Here is a 15,677-nt window from a genome sequence, read left to right as displayed (position 1 = left end):
TTAACTGTCTTTTACAAACTTACATTGCAAGCTAGTCATCCAATTCTTCATCAATAATGCATTTTTCAAGCAAATATTCAAACGTGATGTCAGCCAATTCATCCATCTCTTCTTCAGTGGGAACGTATCCCCTTTTTAATAGCTCACGAAAGAAAAACTCAGCAATTTCCTCCGTATCTATTATTACATCAATCTCTTTCAAGCATATCGCCCCCTTTAGTAAGAATATATGTGACAATGCATAAAAAATGCAAGGCATTTGTACAAATTATGTGATAAATTAAAATATTTTTCAAGTAAAAAGAGACATGTTTAGATGGTCATGCTCATATTCATTACTAATAACAAGAAAACATTACTATAATCCGAGATTTCAGGGGGAAAATTATCATGAAAAAGTTGCAGCATTTAGTCGCAGTAGTGAAAGAAGATGTTAATGAGGATAATAGTAATATCTTAAGAATATTTGACAAATGGCTTCAAGTTTTGTTTTCTCTATTAGTGTTTGGATGTATTCCATATTTTCTCTATTTAATCTTGTAATTCCATTATTATAATGCAGACTTATCATCCTTGCTGCTCAGCTGCTTCAGCTTTCGTATTGTTAGCCTCATCGCCTGTTCATACTCAGTGTCATGAAATAACTCATGTAGTATATGATAATCATTGTAAATATCAAGTAAACCATTGATTAATTCCTGTTTTTCCTTCGTGCTTTCCAGCAGCTCTTTTTCCGTTTTTCGGTAAGAGCTATTTGGTTTTTGCAGATTAACAGGTTTCTTCTTTTTATCCATTATATACAAAAGTCCTAATTTCTGAATGAAACTATCGGCATTTTCTGCGTCTGCTACTAATGTCAGCTCCTCTTCACCAGCTTCAAGCCAATCTCCATCACTTACCCTAGACAACTCGTAAATGATGTCTTCCCATGCATCTGACTTGTAACGCCATATTTCCGTTCGGAAGCCCATAATTTTAAAGAGGTTAGAGCCATAGCCTTTCACTTTGACGAGATCACCTATAAAGTAGCGATATTCAATGTCTATTTTTTCTGTATCCATCAGTTCTCCTTCAAATTCGGAAAGCATTTGCAGGCTGGATTCTAAGTACAGGCCCTCGCTTTTATTAACCTCATAGACATGCATGTCATCAAGCCACTTTACGTCCGTGATTTTTCCGACAGTACCGTATATGGTGATGACAACCGTATCACCAATTTTAAATTTCGGTTTTTTTCGATTTCCCATAGTTAAAAGTCCTCTCTAAACAGATTGTGCGATTATTTTGGCCACTTGTGTGGCGATACACCCCCACAGTCATGCTTAAAGACTTGAACGTTTACGGCGGGGGATTAAATGAAACAACACAGCCTTTCATCAATCAACATCTCATCTTCATCCTTTTTTTGTTCTCTGTTATCTTTTCTTGAAATAATATATGCATCTCACTTGCTAATCGACAATGCTCCACCCTATTTCCACGCGTTTTTTTTAAAATAAACATGTCAGTTAGAATTGGATGTTTTTGTTTAATCCAATATATGTAGCTGACAAACTATTTTAGAATACTCATTATGTAAAAGCCGCTTACAAGGTCCTAAACAAAAAAAGCATTTTGCAGTAACCACTGCAAAATGCTAATAGCGTGTTTCCTTCTCTTCTTGAAATAAATAGGTCTCCCATGCTTCATCAAAGATTCTCATACTGTCTAAATAATGGCCATTAAGCTCCAAATAATTGCTCACTTCATCATAGTCAAAGCTGTTTTTAGGAAAACTGTGATCTAAATAAGCATGATTTGCAAATATGCTGATAGCGTCCTTTGGCTCGGGATGTCGGAATTTCATTAAAAAATGGTAAAAAGATTTTGTCATCGTGCATCTTCCTTATCCGAAATGATATAACGTATACTATACATAACATGAAATAATGGTGCAAGCATTATTCACCAATAAAAGATAATTAGTATTCTATAAAGCTATAAAGTATTATTCTTTATGTTTAATGAAGATTCTTTAGGATATAATAAACCATGCAAAAAATCAGAAGGGACGTACAGTTAATCCTATGAAAAACAAAACCTATACTCTTTTAATCAGCTCCGTAATTGGATTAGCTTTCGTTTTATTGTATTGCCTCTATCAACCAAATCAAACAAGCTCCACATCCAAAAATGCATTTGACAAAATCAGATCAAGTGAGCCAATATCTTATTTAATAATTGGAGACAGTATCGGTAGAGGGTCTGGTGCGAGCAAGGATCAAACAAAATGGTTTTACTTGTTAGAGCAGTCCGTGTTTGAACAGCATGGCACACCAATGCAGAGAAATATGCTTGTACAAAGCGGGGCTACAGCTTTTGAAGGCTTATATAAATTCAGAAATTCCTCCCTTCAGAATATTGATCTTGTTTTTATCGTATTCGGTGAAAATGATCGTAAATATATGAATAAGGAAGTATTCTACACCTTTTACAGCCAGCTACTTCTGCAAGTAAAGGAGAAATACCCGACTGCAGAAATTATTACACTAACAGAAAGCAGCTTAGACAATGAAAACTTTGCCGATACAATTGCGGAAGTATCAAAGGAGTTAAATGCGTTAAATCTCGATATGAGAATTCCGTTTAATGAATCGGGTAAGAGCATGAAACGTTTAACAAAAGATCTAGTCCATCCAAATGACGATGGCTATCAGCTCTATAGCGATTATATTTATCAGTATTTAGAAACAAGAATACAAAAAGGGAATAAAAGCACCGATATTCCAAAAAATGAATTTGCTGCAAAGGCAATCAACATGGAAACAAAAAACGAGTATCAATTTAAAGACAGTTCCTTTATTAAAAGGGACGGCTATTATACTTCTGATGAAAAAGGAGCTAGCATTGACTTTACCTTTACAGGCACGTATCTTGGGGCAAATATGATAAGAAGTCCTTTAGGAGGCTTGGTGGATGTTTATATTGATGACGAGTTTGTCACAAGCATTTCGACATGGTGGCCCTTCAAAAAGCCTCGGTCCCTTTATATTGCCGGCGGGCTTTCTGACAGCAAGCACACCGTGTCGTTTCGTATGAAGGGTAAATCTTCGTCACATAATACTTCCGGTTTTCACAGGGTACAGATCTCATCGATTATCGTGCAAGATAACTAAAAAAAGGCAATCCTAGATAGAAGGATTGCCTTTTGTCTTATCATCAATCTTCATCAAACAAAACTTTATACTTGCCATAGCCTTCTGCTTCTAGGTCTTCTTTTCTAACGAAACGAAGTGATGCAGAATTCATGCAATATCGTAATCCTGTTGGATGTGGTCCATCGTTGAAGACGTGGCCAAGATGGGAATCGGTTTCCTTTGTTCTTACCTCTGTTCTCACCATGAAATGGCTTGTATCTGTATTTTCTACAAGATCCTCTTCTGAGATTGGTTTTGTGAAGCTAGGCCAACCGCAGCCTGCATCATATTTGTCGTTTGAGCTGAACAATGGTTTACCTGAAATGACATCTACATAAATGCCGTCCGCAAATTCGTTCCAATACTCATTATGAAACGGCGGTTCTGTTCCGTTGTTTTGTGTAACTTCATATTGAATTGGTGTTAGTTTTTCTTTCAATTCATTTTTATTCATGCTTATCCCCCCAGTTATTCTTAATAAACGCGGCTCTGCCTGACCCTACATGATAGGCATTATAATGCAGGGAATTTTTCTTATAATAATCTTGATGATATTCTTCCGCATCATAAAAAGCAGTTGCTGGAATAATCTTTGTCGCAATCGGCTTATTGAATTTGCCGCTTTCTCCTAAAGCTTTTTTTGATTCCTCTGCTAATTTTTTCTGTTCTTCATTATGATAGAATATCGCAGTTTGATAAGACAAGCCTCTGTCAAAAAACTGGCCGCCTGGATCTGTCGGATCGATTTGCTGCCAATAGAGTTCAAGGAGCTTTTCGTAAGGAAACAGGGAAGGATCGTACGTAATCTGGACTGCCTCATAATGACCTGTTGTCTCAGAACAGACCTCCTTATAAGTAGGATTCTCCTTATGTCCACCTGTATAGCCTGAAACGACTGAAATAATTCCAGGCTGTTGATCAAAAGGCTTAACCATACACCAGAAACAGCCCCCGGCAAATGTTGCTTTTTCGTATTGTTTTTCCATACGATGCACCTCTATTCCTTTCATATTTCATATCTTTTTATATTCCCCAATGGGGGTGTAGTAACACATCTTTTATTTAGCTTAAACAAATTCGCTAAAATATGCAAAAAGACGGCTCAAAAATGTTAGCATTCAAAAAAATATAAAGGGAGTGCATAGATTGCACTCCCTTACTCTGCTTATTTATGCTTTGCTTTTATCGCTTTGTGAATACTTTTCCACTTCTTCTTTTCATCTGCCTGTGCTTTTTTGCTTTGCCTTCTTTCCAAATAGGCGAGCTCTCTGTTCATCTTGAAATAGCTGTTGAGACGTGCCTCTTCCAATCTTCCGTCCTCTACCGCCTGCTTAACAGCACAACCTGCTTCACCTAGATGGCTGCAGTCTCTGAATCGGCATTCTGTTGCAAGCTGCTCGACATCTGTAAAGCTTTCTGATATGCCTGAATTACTGTTCCAAAGCTGAAGCTCTCTCATTCCTGGTGTATCAATCAGAACACAGCCATTAGGCAGCACAACCATTTCTCGATATGTCGTTGTATGGCGCCCCTTATCATCGTCCTCTCTAATGTTTTGTACTAACTGCTTTTCATAACCAAGTAAATAATTAGTCAACGTTGACTTTCCAACACCTGAGGAGCCTAATAATGCAATTGTTTTTTGCGGAAGCAAATAATCATTTAAGGAGTCAAGTCCCTGTTTTTCATGAACACTTATGGCGATTACTGGAACACCAAATGCAATGGATTCCACACTGGCAATTTTGTCTGCCACCTTGTCAGCAAGCTCCGATTTCGTTAGCAGGATCACTGGATTCGCTCCGCTTTCCCATGTCAGCGTCAAGTATCTTTCTATTCTGCGTAAATTCAAATCCTCATTTAGGGAATTGACAAGAAAAATAGTATCGACATTTGCGGCGACAATTTGCTCCTCTGTTGTCATTCCTGCTGCTTTCCTGGAAAACTTACTTTTCCGTGGAAGAACGGAATTGATGGTCCCTTTCCCTTCGCCTTCGCGAGGCAATACAGCCACCCAATCGCCTACAGCAGGATAATCATCTCTGCCAACAGCATCAAAGGACAGTTTTCCTGAAACCTCACACAATAATTCTCCAATTTCCGTATATACTCGATAAAGTCTCTTATGTTCTAAAGCAACCCGCCCTGCAATGAGACCTGCCTTGTTTAATTGTGCTAAAGCATTGTTTATATTTTCATTAAACCCAATTTTATTCAAATCCATTTGTATATCCTCCGTTTTTAAGCATAATAAAAAACCATAAGCGACGTACAGCCCATGGTTTTCTCATGCATTAAATATGCAGGATAAAAGATACATACTAATGGAGCAAGTATGCAGTGGGCTGTACGATGAATACAATTGCCTTATTTACACAGATTGTTGTTTTCATCGTCATCACCCTTTCCGTTGTAGTTAATATCTATTATATTCCATCCTTTCTAATTTGTACATAAAATTTACCTTTTTAAGATTATTTTTAAATAGGCACTGTATCTAAATGCATGCATAAACTGTTATCATCTTTTAGGAAACAGGAGTGAAAACCATGCAAAAACAAGGGGACAGCTATTCCTTCCAGGAAGCCGGAATGTACAATATGCTAAGTGATTATTATAAATATACTAATCCAGACCTCCATATCTATTATTATCAAAAGCATCTCGAGGTTCTTAGAAAAGCTTTGCCGCAAAACTCCATAACTACAGATTTAGACAGGCAAACAGAGTACGGAAAACTAAGGTTCATCCATACTGCTGCACAAAAGCCCGTTGTTGATATTTATATCAATGGAGTAAAGCTGTTTAAAGAGGTTGCCTTTAAATCGGTTACAAATGAAATGACATTGCCAGTCGGCCGCTATCAGGTTGATATATATGAAACAGGCGCAATGGTTGATTCCCTTTGCAGCCAAAAAATTCTTGTTGAGAGCAATATTTTTCATACCATTACATTTTTAGAATCAGCAAACAATTACTTAAAGCTTTATACCTTCCAAGAAGACCCATTTGTTCATCCATCTGAAACAAAGCTGCGCATCATTCATCTCCATCCCAAAATGTCTGCATTAAATATTGCCGTTCAAAAGGGCGATGTCGTTTTCCCCAATTTACATTTGAAGGCGGCCACTTCCTATCTCGGGCTTTACCCTATGACTGTCTACTTAGAAGCAAAGGATGCGGAAACAAACGGCAAACTCGCAAGCTTTCCTCCGCTCCCATTAAAAGAAAACAAAGCTTATTCAGCCCTTATTCTAGAGGGTACCTCAGCGGATGTAAGTGCCGAAATACTACTGATTTCCATATAAAAAAGGCAGAAATTTCATTCTGCCCTTTTTTTAAGTATTTACATTTATTCCGTAACAGGAAGGAGCAGATTAAACTGAATACGATCATTTTCAAGATCAAATTCCTTTACTTCCGCACTCATGCCGTCCCCAATTTTCATATTTGTTAGATGTACATCAATTGTCTCATCGTCTGGATTTATATTAACCCAAGTTGGCAGCTTATATTGATTTTCAATAAATTTCATAACATAAGACACTGGTAAGGACAGCTGCCCAATACTTATTGATTTTTGCTTTAATGTGATATCTCCATTTTCAAGCGGGATTGGTTCAAATGTCAGTTTCATTTCAATATCACTGTTAAAGATCGGTAAATAACCGAAAAGCTCTACTTCATCTGATAAGTTAACCTCATAATGGACAGGTCCATTTAAGCCTTCCTTCTCCAAGTAGCTGTTGATGAGCAACGTCAAGTCTTCCTTATTCGTTGTGACCTGAAATGGGATAACCTCCTCATTTCCTGCATCCGCACTGTCCGAAGTTGACCTGTCAGCAGGTAAAAATATCAGCAGGACAAGTGCAAGCAGTATAACAATATTGATGCCTGCTAATAGTAAAAATGCTGCTTTCCATTTTTTCTTAAACAAACTCATTCTCCTCTGTCTTCTCTATTCATGCGCTTTGTCGCCAAAATTTCCCCAATGGCATTTTCTTTAACTTTCGTGTATATTTCATCAGCAATCAACTTATAGCCCTTATCATTCGGGTGAAAATAGTCCGTATACAATAAGTTTTCCGTAGTATCGGAAAAGATTTGTTCAATTGGGACAAAATACGTATTGTCATAAAGGGTAAGTATGTTTTCCCCAGTCCTATTCCATTCTGTCACAATATCATTCATCTCATCCACATCTGCAAACCACTTTGTGAAAGGATTATATACCCCAACAAGAACAATCGCTGCCTGTTGATTGTCTTTGCGAATTTCTCTCAGAACATTATAAAGATTTGTTTCGAAGGTTTTCATCTGTGGTGTAAAATCATCAAGCTGCAAATTCGAGATATGGTCCCTAACAACCTTCATTATATCATTTCCACCGATTGTTAATATAACCATATCAGCATCACTAATGGACTGCTTCACTTCGGCAGATTTAATTTTTTTCAAAAGCTGGTCCGTCCTGTTGCCTTTAACACCATAATTGTTAATGGTTACGGTTCCTATTCCCTGTTCTTGTTGAAATAATTTCTGTAAATAAGGGACATAGCCTCCTGTACCAGTACTGTCACCGACCCCTTGTGTTAAGGAATCACCTGCAGCGACAACATTTAATTCCTCCGAAACAAAGCTCTCAGGGACTTCCTGCTTCATGGCCAAAACAGTTTCTTTTCCATTGTTTTTTTGAAAAGAGGTATTGTTGCCACAAGAAGAAAGCAATAAAAGCGTAATAATAGAAATTATTAAGGTAAATGGTCTCATTTATATACACCTACCTTTATTCCATTTTTAATCATTATAACATATCGACAGTTGAATATTTTTTACATTTTTATCCTTCTACAGATTCAGGAAAACTATACGAGAATCTTTTCTACTCGTCCTTGTTTTATTTAAAAAAGACCTATTCATTAGGCCCTTATAGCAATCTAAACAAATGCAATAATGTTATAAGCATGTAATAGTGCTGATAAAGTTTTTTCCTTATTTAATAAAGTGGGATAAATACTTTAAATGTTGTTCCCTTGCCTTTTTTACTTTCCACTTCTATTTTGCCTTTCATCTGTTCAATCATTTGGTAGCTGACCATTAATCCCATGCCTGTGCCTTTTTCCTTTAAGGAATAAAAGGCGGTGCCAAGTCTGCTTAATTCTTCCTCTGTCATCCCAATACCAGTGTCCGTTATTTCAAATATTCCATACCCTTCTTTTGTGTATAGATAAACACTTAATACTCCGCCTTGCTGCATGGATTCAATCCCATTTTTAACGATATTGATTAATACCTGCTTTAGTTCACTCCTGTTTGCACGTAAAAATACTTGCTGGATATCCCGTTCAAATGTAATACTTTTCGACATCATGGCATAGGAGTACATAAGATCAATCACCTTTATTATCATATCTTGACCATCAATTTTTTCTGTTTGCTCAATTCCAGGCTTAGCCAAGGATAAATAATCGTTGATAATTGTCTCAGCCCGATTCATTTCTTCAATCATCAGCTTAATGTACATTCGCTCTTCTTCGCTTATATGCTCCTTTGCCAAGAATATTTGCAGAAAACCTTTTACAACCGTCATGGGATTTCTAATTTCATGTGCAACAGATGCTGCAAGTTGACCGATTGCATTCATTTTTTCTGCACGCTGCAGCTCCCGATGGATTTTCGTGTAGTTCATAATATTATCCATTTCATTCAGTGCCTCTTCCACAGAATTCAATTCGATATCACGAGATAAAGTACCCAATTCTTTGGAGGTTTTAGACAGTCTTGTAAAAAGCATAGCGAGTTTTCTAACCATCTCGTTAAGGCTCTCACTTATCATTCTAATATCAGAAGCACCATGGCTGGTAAGCTCTACCTCTAAATTGCCACTGCTGATCTCCTGCAGTCCCCAAATAACCTCCTTTAATGGAAGGAGGTATTTACTTATTGTTATTTTCGTATAGAAAAACAAAAGGAATGCAGTCACAACAAATATAGTAATGATAGCAGCAAGTAGCTTGTGAATATGATGGAACAGATTATCTGCAGCTATATCCATACCAATTCCACCGACAATATTGTCATCCTCATCAGTTAAAGGTATGAAGGCAGTATAAAAATAGCTGCTGTTTTCCTTATAAAAGCCAAGGAAATCAGCACTGTTGTTTGAAACGCCTTTTCTCCCAATTTGATAATATATTTTCTGTAAAGCCGTACTGCTTACAGTTGAATATGTGCCGTCCTGATGAATTACAGACCACTCCTGGCATGCAGAGGATTCATCATATAAGCAAATATATGTATTAGTTACCGTTTCTTGCTGTATTGTTAGCAAGGATGTAAGCATTTCCTTATCTTGATTACTTATCGTGCTGCTTTCTTCAGCATTCGTTAGCTGATATCCTGCAGTCTTTAACAGACTGTCAGCACGATAAGTCAAGTCTTCCTTCCATTCGTAGGAAAAAATAGCAAATATGGCTATAGCAGCACACGCTAAAAGAAATAAAGGCATACAGAAAGAGAATAATTGAATTTTATTTAATAGAGGAATTTGCTTCATTTTTTTTATCATCATATCCACCAAATCCTTTTTATTCCTTTTCTAGAAATATAACTAAAAGAATTCGACAGATTCACACTAATTCCCTCTTATTTCGCTAACTTTTTTTCAAGGCGGGTTGACGTTTAACTACGTCTATAACACTAAACATTGCCTTTTATTTTTTCGAGCTGCTCCTGATATAAATTCCTTAAAATATATGTTTTGTATAATTCAAGCTTCCTTTGTTCTTGTGGATGTCTGCTTATTCCCAATTCTTTCAGACGGCTAACATACCAGCCCTTCGAACCAAAATACGCCATTTAATAACTCCCCCTTTATCGCTTCCCCACTACAATATATGTTCTAAAAGCATGTCACAGTCCTATGAAACAACAAAAAAGAGATTGATATAGTATCAATCTCTCAGTCTGTCGACAAACTTTTTTTCTGCGTTTGATGACGATTTTTTTAACTTGATAATTTCCGAAAGCCTTCTGCGGAGAAAAGCTCCATCTATATGAACGTTTCTGGAGAATTTCACCTGTGAGGTGCTAAAACATCAAAATTCAAAGTATGAATACTTCACTTAACTGGCGCTTGACTTTAGCTTTAAGTAATTGCCAGCATTTCCTTTTTCTGCAAAACTTAAAAATTTTCAGTCTATTCAGCGTAGTAACTGAATCCCAATGCTCCAGGTCCTGTGTGTGTACTTATAACTGGTGTAGTAAAATCTATTTCGATTTTATTAAATCCGGAAACCTTCTCAATTGCTTCCTGAAGCATTTTGGCATAGTCGAGACTGTCTGCATGTGTAATACCAACTCTTTTGATGGTTTTTCCTAAGCAATCCTCTGCAAACGCATTTGCCAAATACTTAACAGCTTGCGCTCTGCTTCGCACTTTTGTGACAGGGTTGTATACTCCCTCTTCTAATGAGGCGATCGGCTTTATGTTCAAGAGTGAACCGATAAAGGCTTTGCCTTTGCCTATTCTTCCACCTTTTATCAGGTTTTCAAGTGTATCCACCACAACATATAGCTTCGTATGCTTCCTAATATGCTGAATTTTTTCGATGATCTCGTCTTTGTTTTTGCCATTTTGTGCACATATTGCTGCTTCTATAACCTGGAAGGATAAGGCTTTGGAAATAAACTCAGAATCGAATACAGTAACATCTGCCTCTGTAATTGATGCAGCACTGCGAGCAGAATCAACTGTTCCGCTCATTCCGCCAGTCATATGAATAGAAATTATCTCATATCCCTGTTCACTAAGCTTATTGTAGGTTTCCAAAAACAAGCCTACTGGTGGTTGAGATGTTTTCGGAAGATTGCCTGCTTCCTTCATTTTTTGAATAAATTCTGCTGGTTCTATATCTACTCTATCTAAAAAAGTTTCCCCATTAATTGTTATGGATAAAGGAATCACTTCAATTTCATATTTTTCAATCAATTCATCTGCCAAATCTACGGTGGAGTCAGTAACAATTTTAATTCTTTTCATTTTACACTTCCCTTTTAAAAATCTAATCAATTGTAAAGCGTTTTCTTAAACATAAATTATACAACAATAGTCCTATAGTTAGCAAGTAATATCCTAATCTGACAACCTTTCTATATAGAAAGTAGTTTAGATTGTGCGCTTTACATTCGTCTGTAAAAAATTACAAACCTGCAAATAAATAACCCCGACTATTAAACGAAAATTTGTTAGAAATTCGCATAATAACCGGGGTTATTTAAGTGGTTCCTTATGTTTCATATCGTCCAGTTGTTTTTAAACAAGCAAATTAAATAAATTTGAATCTTTATTAAGCTCTGTATAAGCAAAGCCCTTGATGTCCATTCTCTCAATAAGCCCTTTATAGTCTTCCCTATGCTTAAGCTCCAGTCCGACTAACGCTGGTCCATTTTCCTTATTGTTTTTCTTGATGTATTCAAACCTTGTTATATCATCATCAGGGCCTAACACCTCATCAAGGAATTCCCTTAGTGCTCCTGCTCTTTGCGGGAAATTGACGATAAAGTGATAAAGCAGTCCTTCATATAATAAGGATCTTTCTTTAATATCCTGCATTCTGTCGATATCATTATTGCCTCCGCTGATAACAACAACGACATTTTTCCCTTTAATCTTGTCCCTATATAAATCCAATGCAGCAACAGGGAGAGCACCTGCTGGCTCTGCAACGATAGCGTGCTCATTATAAAGAGAGAGAATAGATGTGCATACCTTTCCTTCTGGAACGAGCAGAATATCCTCGAGCAGCTGTTTACACACATCATAGCTTTTTTCGCCAACACGCTTGACGGCAGCACCGTCAACAAATTTATCAATTTTACTTAGGGTCACGACTTGGCGCTGCAAGATAGCCTCCTTCATCGAAGGAGCACCTGCTGGCTCAACGCCGATCATTTTCGTTCCAGGAGACACACCTTTAATATAAGTGCTTAATCCTGCCATTAGTCCGCCCCCGCCAATGCTTGCAAACACATAATCGACAGGCTCATCGATGTCATTCATAATCTCAATGCCTACTGTTCCTTGACCTGCAATTACATGCTCATCATTAAACGGATGGATAAATGCACGCTCTTCCCCAGTGGCACATTTGATTGCTTCTTCGTACGAGTCGTCAAACGTGTCTCCTACTAGAACAACCTCGACATAATTTTTACCGAACATTTTTACTTGTGTTACTTTTTGCTTCGGTGTTGTTGCAGGCATAAAAATCTTCCCATGCACACCTAAATACCGGCATGAATAGGCAACTCCCTGCGCATGATTCCCTGCACTTGCACATACTACTCCATTTTTCATTTTTTCTTTTTCCTGCATAACCATAGAATAAAAGGCTCCTCTTAATTTAAAGGAACGAACATGCTGTAAATCTTCTCTTTTGATATAGATATTACAATCATATTTCTCTGACAACCTATGATTCTTTTGTAAAGGAGTATGGGCCACTATGTCTTTAATTCGCTGGTATGCAATTAGAATATCCTCCAGCTGCACCATTTTTCTCATTACATTTTGTTCCATATCCACACCCTCATTTCCACCATTAATTTGTACATTATAACATGTCAGAGAGGTAAAACCATAAAATAATTCTAAATTTTTTGTTTTTTCACATTAAATAGTCAAAAAGGTATCAGAATGCTGATTGCTCCATTTTTATGATCATTTATAATACATACGGAAAAGCACTAATACCAATATGTAAGTGTCTGAATTTTCATCTATGTTGATAATATGCGAACTGCTTACCAGGCTGCTGCGCTTTATGGTTCCTACAACTTTATCATTACAGTGCAATACAGCCTCCCCTTTTATTGTTTTTGAGGTGACAAGCAATTCTTCCATACCGAATGTAGCTTTGATACATTCTTTTAATTGGACTGCGTTTTTTTATCGAAAGTCAGTTGCTGCTTCACCAAAATACTCGCCATCTTTATAAATAACCCATTTATCATTGTTGGAAAAAATTTTATCCCTCTTCCACTCTACTTTGTAGTTATGGTCGTCTATAGTTAGGTAAAAGGAATAATACATTGGCGATTTGCCCTCCAATAGGCTATCTATAAGCCAATGCCAGCCTTTAACATAATAGCGTTTGTAAACGCCTTTTTTTTCCTTCCCTTTAAAAAGAGGCTTCGGTGTGTGCAGCAATTTTTGCAGCACATAAAAGGACCAGTTGTCGTCATATTTCGGGGAATAAGCTTGTTCCTTTTTGGCTAAATAGCTTGCGGTAATATACATCAAGACAGAAGTAATGGGAAATAAAGAAGCCAAAACAATGGATGATGCATCAAATTCTCCATAAACAAGATAACGTATAAATGTTCCAATTAAGATAAGCAAAAATATAAAATTCAAGTGTATCAAATGTCCAGCCTCCTTATAAAGGATATACGTTTCTAGACCTATTTTTGTTTCATTTCTTTGTCCTCGTTTGTTTTTCCATCGTTGTTCCTTTAGAATAAAGAAGAGGTGATGGAATGAATTTTTCTGTAAAAGAAGAAATAGCCAACAGCATAACACATGGAATCGGCTTTTTGTTAAGCATTCCAGCACTTGTTTTTTTAATTCTGTATGCAGCTGAAACAGATAATCCGTGGAGAATCGTCAGCTTTACGATATTTGGAGCCACTATGGTAATCCTGTATTTATGCTCGACTCTTCTGCACAGTACAACATATGAAAAGCTGAAGGATTTCTTTGAAATTCTCGATCATTCTGCCATCTATTTGCTTATCGCAGGTACGTACACGCCCTTTTTACTTGTAGCAATCAGAGGGCCGCTTGGCTGGACATTATTCGGAATTGTTTGGGGACTTGCCGTTGCAGGGATAGTATTTAAATGCTATTTTGTGAAAAAGTTTATTGTTGCTTCCACAATCCTATACGTAATTATGGGCTGGCTGATTGTTTCAGCAATCGTTCCTTTATTCCATGCTATCGGAACAGAAGGAGCCATTCTGCTCATTATTGGCGGTTTGTTTTATACAATCGGCAGCATATTTTATGTGCTTCAGAAAACCCCTTACTTCCATGCAATCTGGCATGTATTTGTGTTAGCTGGAAGCTCGTTCATGTATTTTTGCATCCTATTTTATGTATAAAAAAAACCAAATCAACTTTGATTTGGTTTTTTCTTTGTTATTTATTCTTTTCATATACTAGGAAGCGGTAATCATAGTCATTCTTTTCATCTCTAATGCCCTTATTTTCACTTATGACATGCCACTCGTTCCAGTCAATTTCAGGGAAATAAGTGTCTGCCTCAAATTCGCCGCTAATTTCCGTAATGTAAAGTCTGTCAGTAATTTCGATTGTTTCTTTAAAAATTTCAGACCCGCCGATGATAAAAATCTCCTCATCCTTTTCCGCCTGCCATTTTTTAAAATCATCGATAGAATACAGAACTGTACAGCCTTCACAAGTATAATTTTTGTCTCTCGTTAAAATCACATTTTCCCTGTTAGGCAAATTTCGTCCAATCGAATCTCTCGTTTTACGCCCCATTACGATTGGGTGACCTGTTGTCACCTTCTTGAAATACTTTAAGTCTTCGGGTAAATGCCAAGGCAATTGGTTATTTACTCCGATTGCCTGCTTATCGTCCATCGCTACAATTAAAGAAATCATACACTTACTACTCCTTTAATATGTGGATGTGCTTCATAGTTCACAATTTCGAAATCTTCATATTTGAACGAGAAAATGTCCTTAACCTCTTTATTCAGCACGAGCTGTGGCAGTGGCTTCGGTTCTCTTGTTAGCTGCAGCTCCACTTGCTCTATGTGATTATTATAAATATGAACATCACCAAATGTATGGATAAACTCCCCTACTTCAAGATCACATACTTGAGCAATCATATAGGTTAGTAAAGCGTATGAGGAGATATTAAAAGGTACTCCTAAGAATACATCTGCAGAACGCTGGTACAATTGGCAAGACAATTTTCCGTCTGCTACATAAAACTGAAACAGACAATGACAAGGTGGCAATGCCATATCAGGTATATCACCGACATTCCATGCACTAACAATCATTCTGCGCGAATCTGGGTTGTTTTTAATTGTGTGAATCAATTCAGCTATCTGATCTATCGTGCTACCATCCCTTGATGTCCATGATCTCCATTGATGGCCGTATACTGGTCCCAGGTTGCCTTCTTCATCTGCCCATTCATTCCAAATGCGAACATTATTATCTTGTAAGTACTTGATATTTGTATCCCCATTTAAGAACCATAATAGCTCATGAATAATCGAACGCAAGTGGAGCTTTTTCGTCGTGATCAATGGAAAACCTTCTGCTAAATCAAAACGCATTTGATAGCCGAAAGTACTAACAGTGCCAGTTCCTGTACGATCTTCTTTTTTCGTTCCTGTTGTCAAGACATGTCTGCATAGATCTAAATATTGCTTCATTTATTCAACATCCTTTTCCTG

At 37.1% G+C, this 15,677-nt stretch carries 19 protein-coding genes; 4 read left to right on the top strand and 15 right to left on the bottom strand.

The features are described 5' to 3' along the window. Positions 1–31: 31 nt before the first annotated feature. A complete protein-coding gene (locus EM808_RS08375; protein ID WP_127737719.1) occupies positions 32–202 on the bottom strand; it encodes a YozD family protein in 171 nt (56 codons plus the stop codon). Positions 203–390: 188 nt separating this feature from the next. Here EM808_RS08375 and EM808_RS28530 point away from each other — a divergent pair, with 188 nt between their 5' ends. Further along, the gene (locus tag EM808_RS28530) at positions 391–543 is read left to right on the top strand and encodes a hypothetical protein (protein WP_164849597.1); all 153 of its coding nucleotides are present in this window, start codon (positions 391–393) and stop codon (positions 541–543) included. Between the two features lie 8 nt (positions 544–551). Here EM808_RS28530 and EM808_RS08370 read toward each other — a convergent pair whose 3' ends face one another. Together EM808_RS08370 and EM808_RS08365 are read right to left on the bottom strand one after the other, a co-directional pair. Next, the gene (locus EM808_RS08370; RefSeq protein WP_127737718.1) at positions 552–1,247 is read right to left on the bottom strand and encodes a hypothetical protein; all 696 of its coding nucleotides are present in this window, start codon (positions 1,245–1,247) and stop codon (positions 552–554) included. A 389-nt stretch (positions 1,248–1,636) separates the two neighbouring features. Next, on the bottom strand, positions 1,637–1,873 hold the full coding sequence (locus EM808_RS08365) for a YozE family protein (RefSeq protein WP_127737717.1): 237 nt from the start codon (positions 1,871–1,873) through the stop codon (positions 1,637–1,639). 193 nt (positions 1,874–2,066) lie between these two features. On the opposite strand from EM808_RS08365, the gene EM808_RS08360 reads away from it, so the two are divergent. After that, complete coding sequence (locus EM808_RS08360; protein WP_127737716.1) at positions 2,067–3,155, top strand: SGNH/GDSL hydrolase family protein; 1,089 nt, start codon at positions 2,067–2,069, stop codon at positions 3,153–3,155. Positions 3,156–3,198: 43 nt separating this feature from the next. Here the strand turns inward: EM808_RS08360 and msrB are convergent, their stop codons facing one another. The 3 genes from msrB to rsgA form a co-directional block, all read right to left on the bottom strand. Continuing rightward, on the bottom strand, positions 3,199–3,630 hold the full coding sequence (gene msrB / locus EM808_RS08355) for a peptide-methionine (R)-S-oxide reductase MsrB (RefSeq protein ID WP_127737715.1): 432 nt from the start codon (positions 3,628–3,630) through the stop codon (positions 3,199–3,201). Continuing rightward, positions 3,623–4,162: a peptide-methionine (S)-S-oxide reductase MsrA gene (gene msrA, locus EM808_RS08350; RefSeq protein WP_127737714.1), complete on the bottom strand. Its 540-nt coding sequence runs from the start codon at positions 4,160–4,162 to the stop codon at positions 3,623–3,625. Before msrA ends, msrB begins: the two co-directional genes overlap by 8 nt. Before the next feature lie 179 nt (positions 4,163–4,341). Continuing rightward, positions 4,342–5,400 carry a ribosome small subunit-dependent GTPase A gene (gene rsgA, locus EM808_RS08345; RefSeq protein ID WP_127737713.1) on the bottom strand — a complete coding sequence of 353 codons (1,059 nt, stop codon included), beginning with the start codon at positions 5,398–5,400 and terminating at the stop codon, positions 4,342–4,344. Positions 5,401–5,725: 325 nt separating this feature from the next. On the opposite strand from rsgA, the gene EM808_RS08340 reads away from it, so the two are divergent. Further along, positions 5,726–6,484 (top strand): DUF4397 domain-containing protein, encoded by a 759-nt coding sequence (locus EM808_RS08340; RefSeq protein ID WP_127737712.1) that lies wholly within the window; start codon positions 5,726–5,728, stop codon positions 6,482–6,484. A gap of 44 nt (positions 6,485–6,528) precedes the next feature. Here the strand turns inward: EM808_RS08340 and EM808_RS08335 are convergent, their stop codons facing one another. The 7 genes from EM808_RS08335 to EM808_RS08305 form a co-directional block, all read right to left on the bottom strand. Continuing rightward, on the bottom strand, positions 6,529–7,113 hold the full coding sequence (locus EM808_RS08335) for a YpmS family protein (protein ID WP_127737711.1): 585 nt from the start codon (positions 7,111–7,113) through the stop codon (positions 6,529–6,531). Positions 7,114–7,115: 2 nt separating this feature from the next. Further along, on the bottom strand, positions 7,116–7,946 hold the full coding sequence (locus tag EM808_RS08330; protein ID WP_127737710.1) for an SGNH/GDSL hydrolase family protein: 831 nt from the start codon (positions 7,944–7,946) through the stop codon (positions 7,116–7,118). A 226-nt stretch (positions 7,947–8,172) separates the two neighbouring features. Then, on the bottom strand, positions 8,173–9,747 hold the full coding sequence (locus EM808_RS08325) for an ATP-binding protein (protein WP_127737709.1): 1,575 nt from the start codon (positions 9,745–9,747) through the stop codon (positions 8,173–8,175). A 128-nt stretch (positions 9,748–9,875) separates the two neighbouring features. Beyond that, positions 9,876–10,034 (bottom strand): YflJ family protein, encoded by a 159-nt coding sequence (locus EM808_RS08320; RefSeq protein WP_127737708.1) that lies wholly within the window; start codon positions 10,032–10,034, stop codon positions 9,876–9,878. A 340-nt stretch (positions 10,035–10,374) separates the two neighbouring features. After that, complete coding sequence (locus EM808_RS08315; RefSeq protein WP_127737707.1) at positions 10,375–11,217, bottom strand: DegV family protein; 843 nt, start codon at positions 11,215–11,217, stop codon at positions 10,375–10,377. 273 nt (positions 11,218–11,490) lie between these two features. Beyond that, positions 11,491–12,756 (bottom strand): threonine ammonia-lyase IlvA, encoded by a 1,266-nt coding sequence (gene ilvA / locus EM808_RS08310; protein ID WP_127737706.1) that lies wholly within the window; start codon positions 12,754–12,756, stop codon positions 11,491–11,493. Between the two features lie 369 nt (positions 12,757–13,125). Further along, entirely contained in the window at positions 13,126–13,602 is a 477-nt protein-coding gene (locus EM808_RS08305) for a hypothetical protein (protein ID WP_127737705.1), read from the bottom strand. A 113-nt stretch (positions 13,603–13,715) separates the two neighbouring features. Here EM808_RS08305 and trhA point away from each other — a divergent pair, with 113 nt between their 5' ends. After that, on the top strand, positions 13,716–14,339 hold the full coding sequence (gene trhA, locus EM808_RS08300; RefSeq protein ID WP_127737704.1) for a PAQR family membrane homeostasis protein TrhA: 624 nt from the start codon (positions 13,716–13,718) through the stop codon (positions 14,337–14,339). Between the two features lie 37 nt (positions 14,340–14,376). Here the strand turns inward: trhA and EM808_RS08295 are convergent, their stop codons facing one another. Both EM808_RS08295 and EM808_RS08290 read right to left on the bottom strand, forming a co-directional pair. Beyond that, positions 14,377–14,865, bottom strand: coding sequence for a dihydrofolate reductase (locus EM808_RS08295; RefSeq protein ID WP_127737703.1), 489 nt, complete (start codon positions 14,863–14,865; stop codon positions 14,377–14,379). Next, positions 14,862–15,656, bottom strand: coding sequence for a thymidylate synthase (locus EM808_RS08290; protein ID WP_127737702.1), 795 nt, complete (start codon positions 15,654–15,656; stop codon positions 14,862–14,864). The genes EM808_RS08295 and EM808_RS08290 overlap by 4 nt, the downstream gene beginning before the upstream one ends. Positions 15,657–15,677: the final 21 nt, after the last annotated feature.

This window comes from Niallia taxi, assembly GCF_004005475.1.
GTDB lineage: Bacteria > Bacillota > Bacilli > Bacillales > Cytobacillaceae > Niallia > Niallia taxi.
This window is presented reverse-complemented; position numbering and strand designations above follow the sequence as displayed.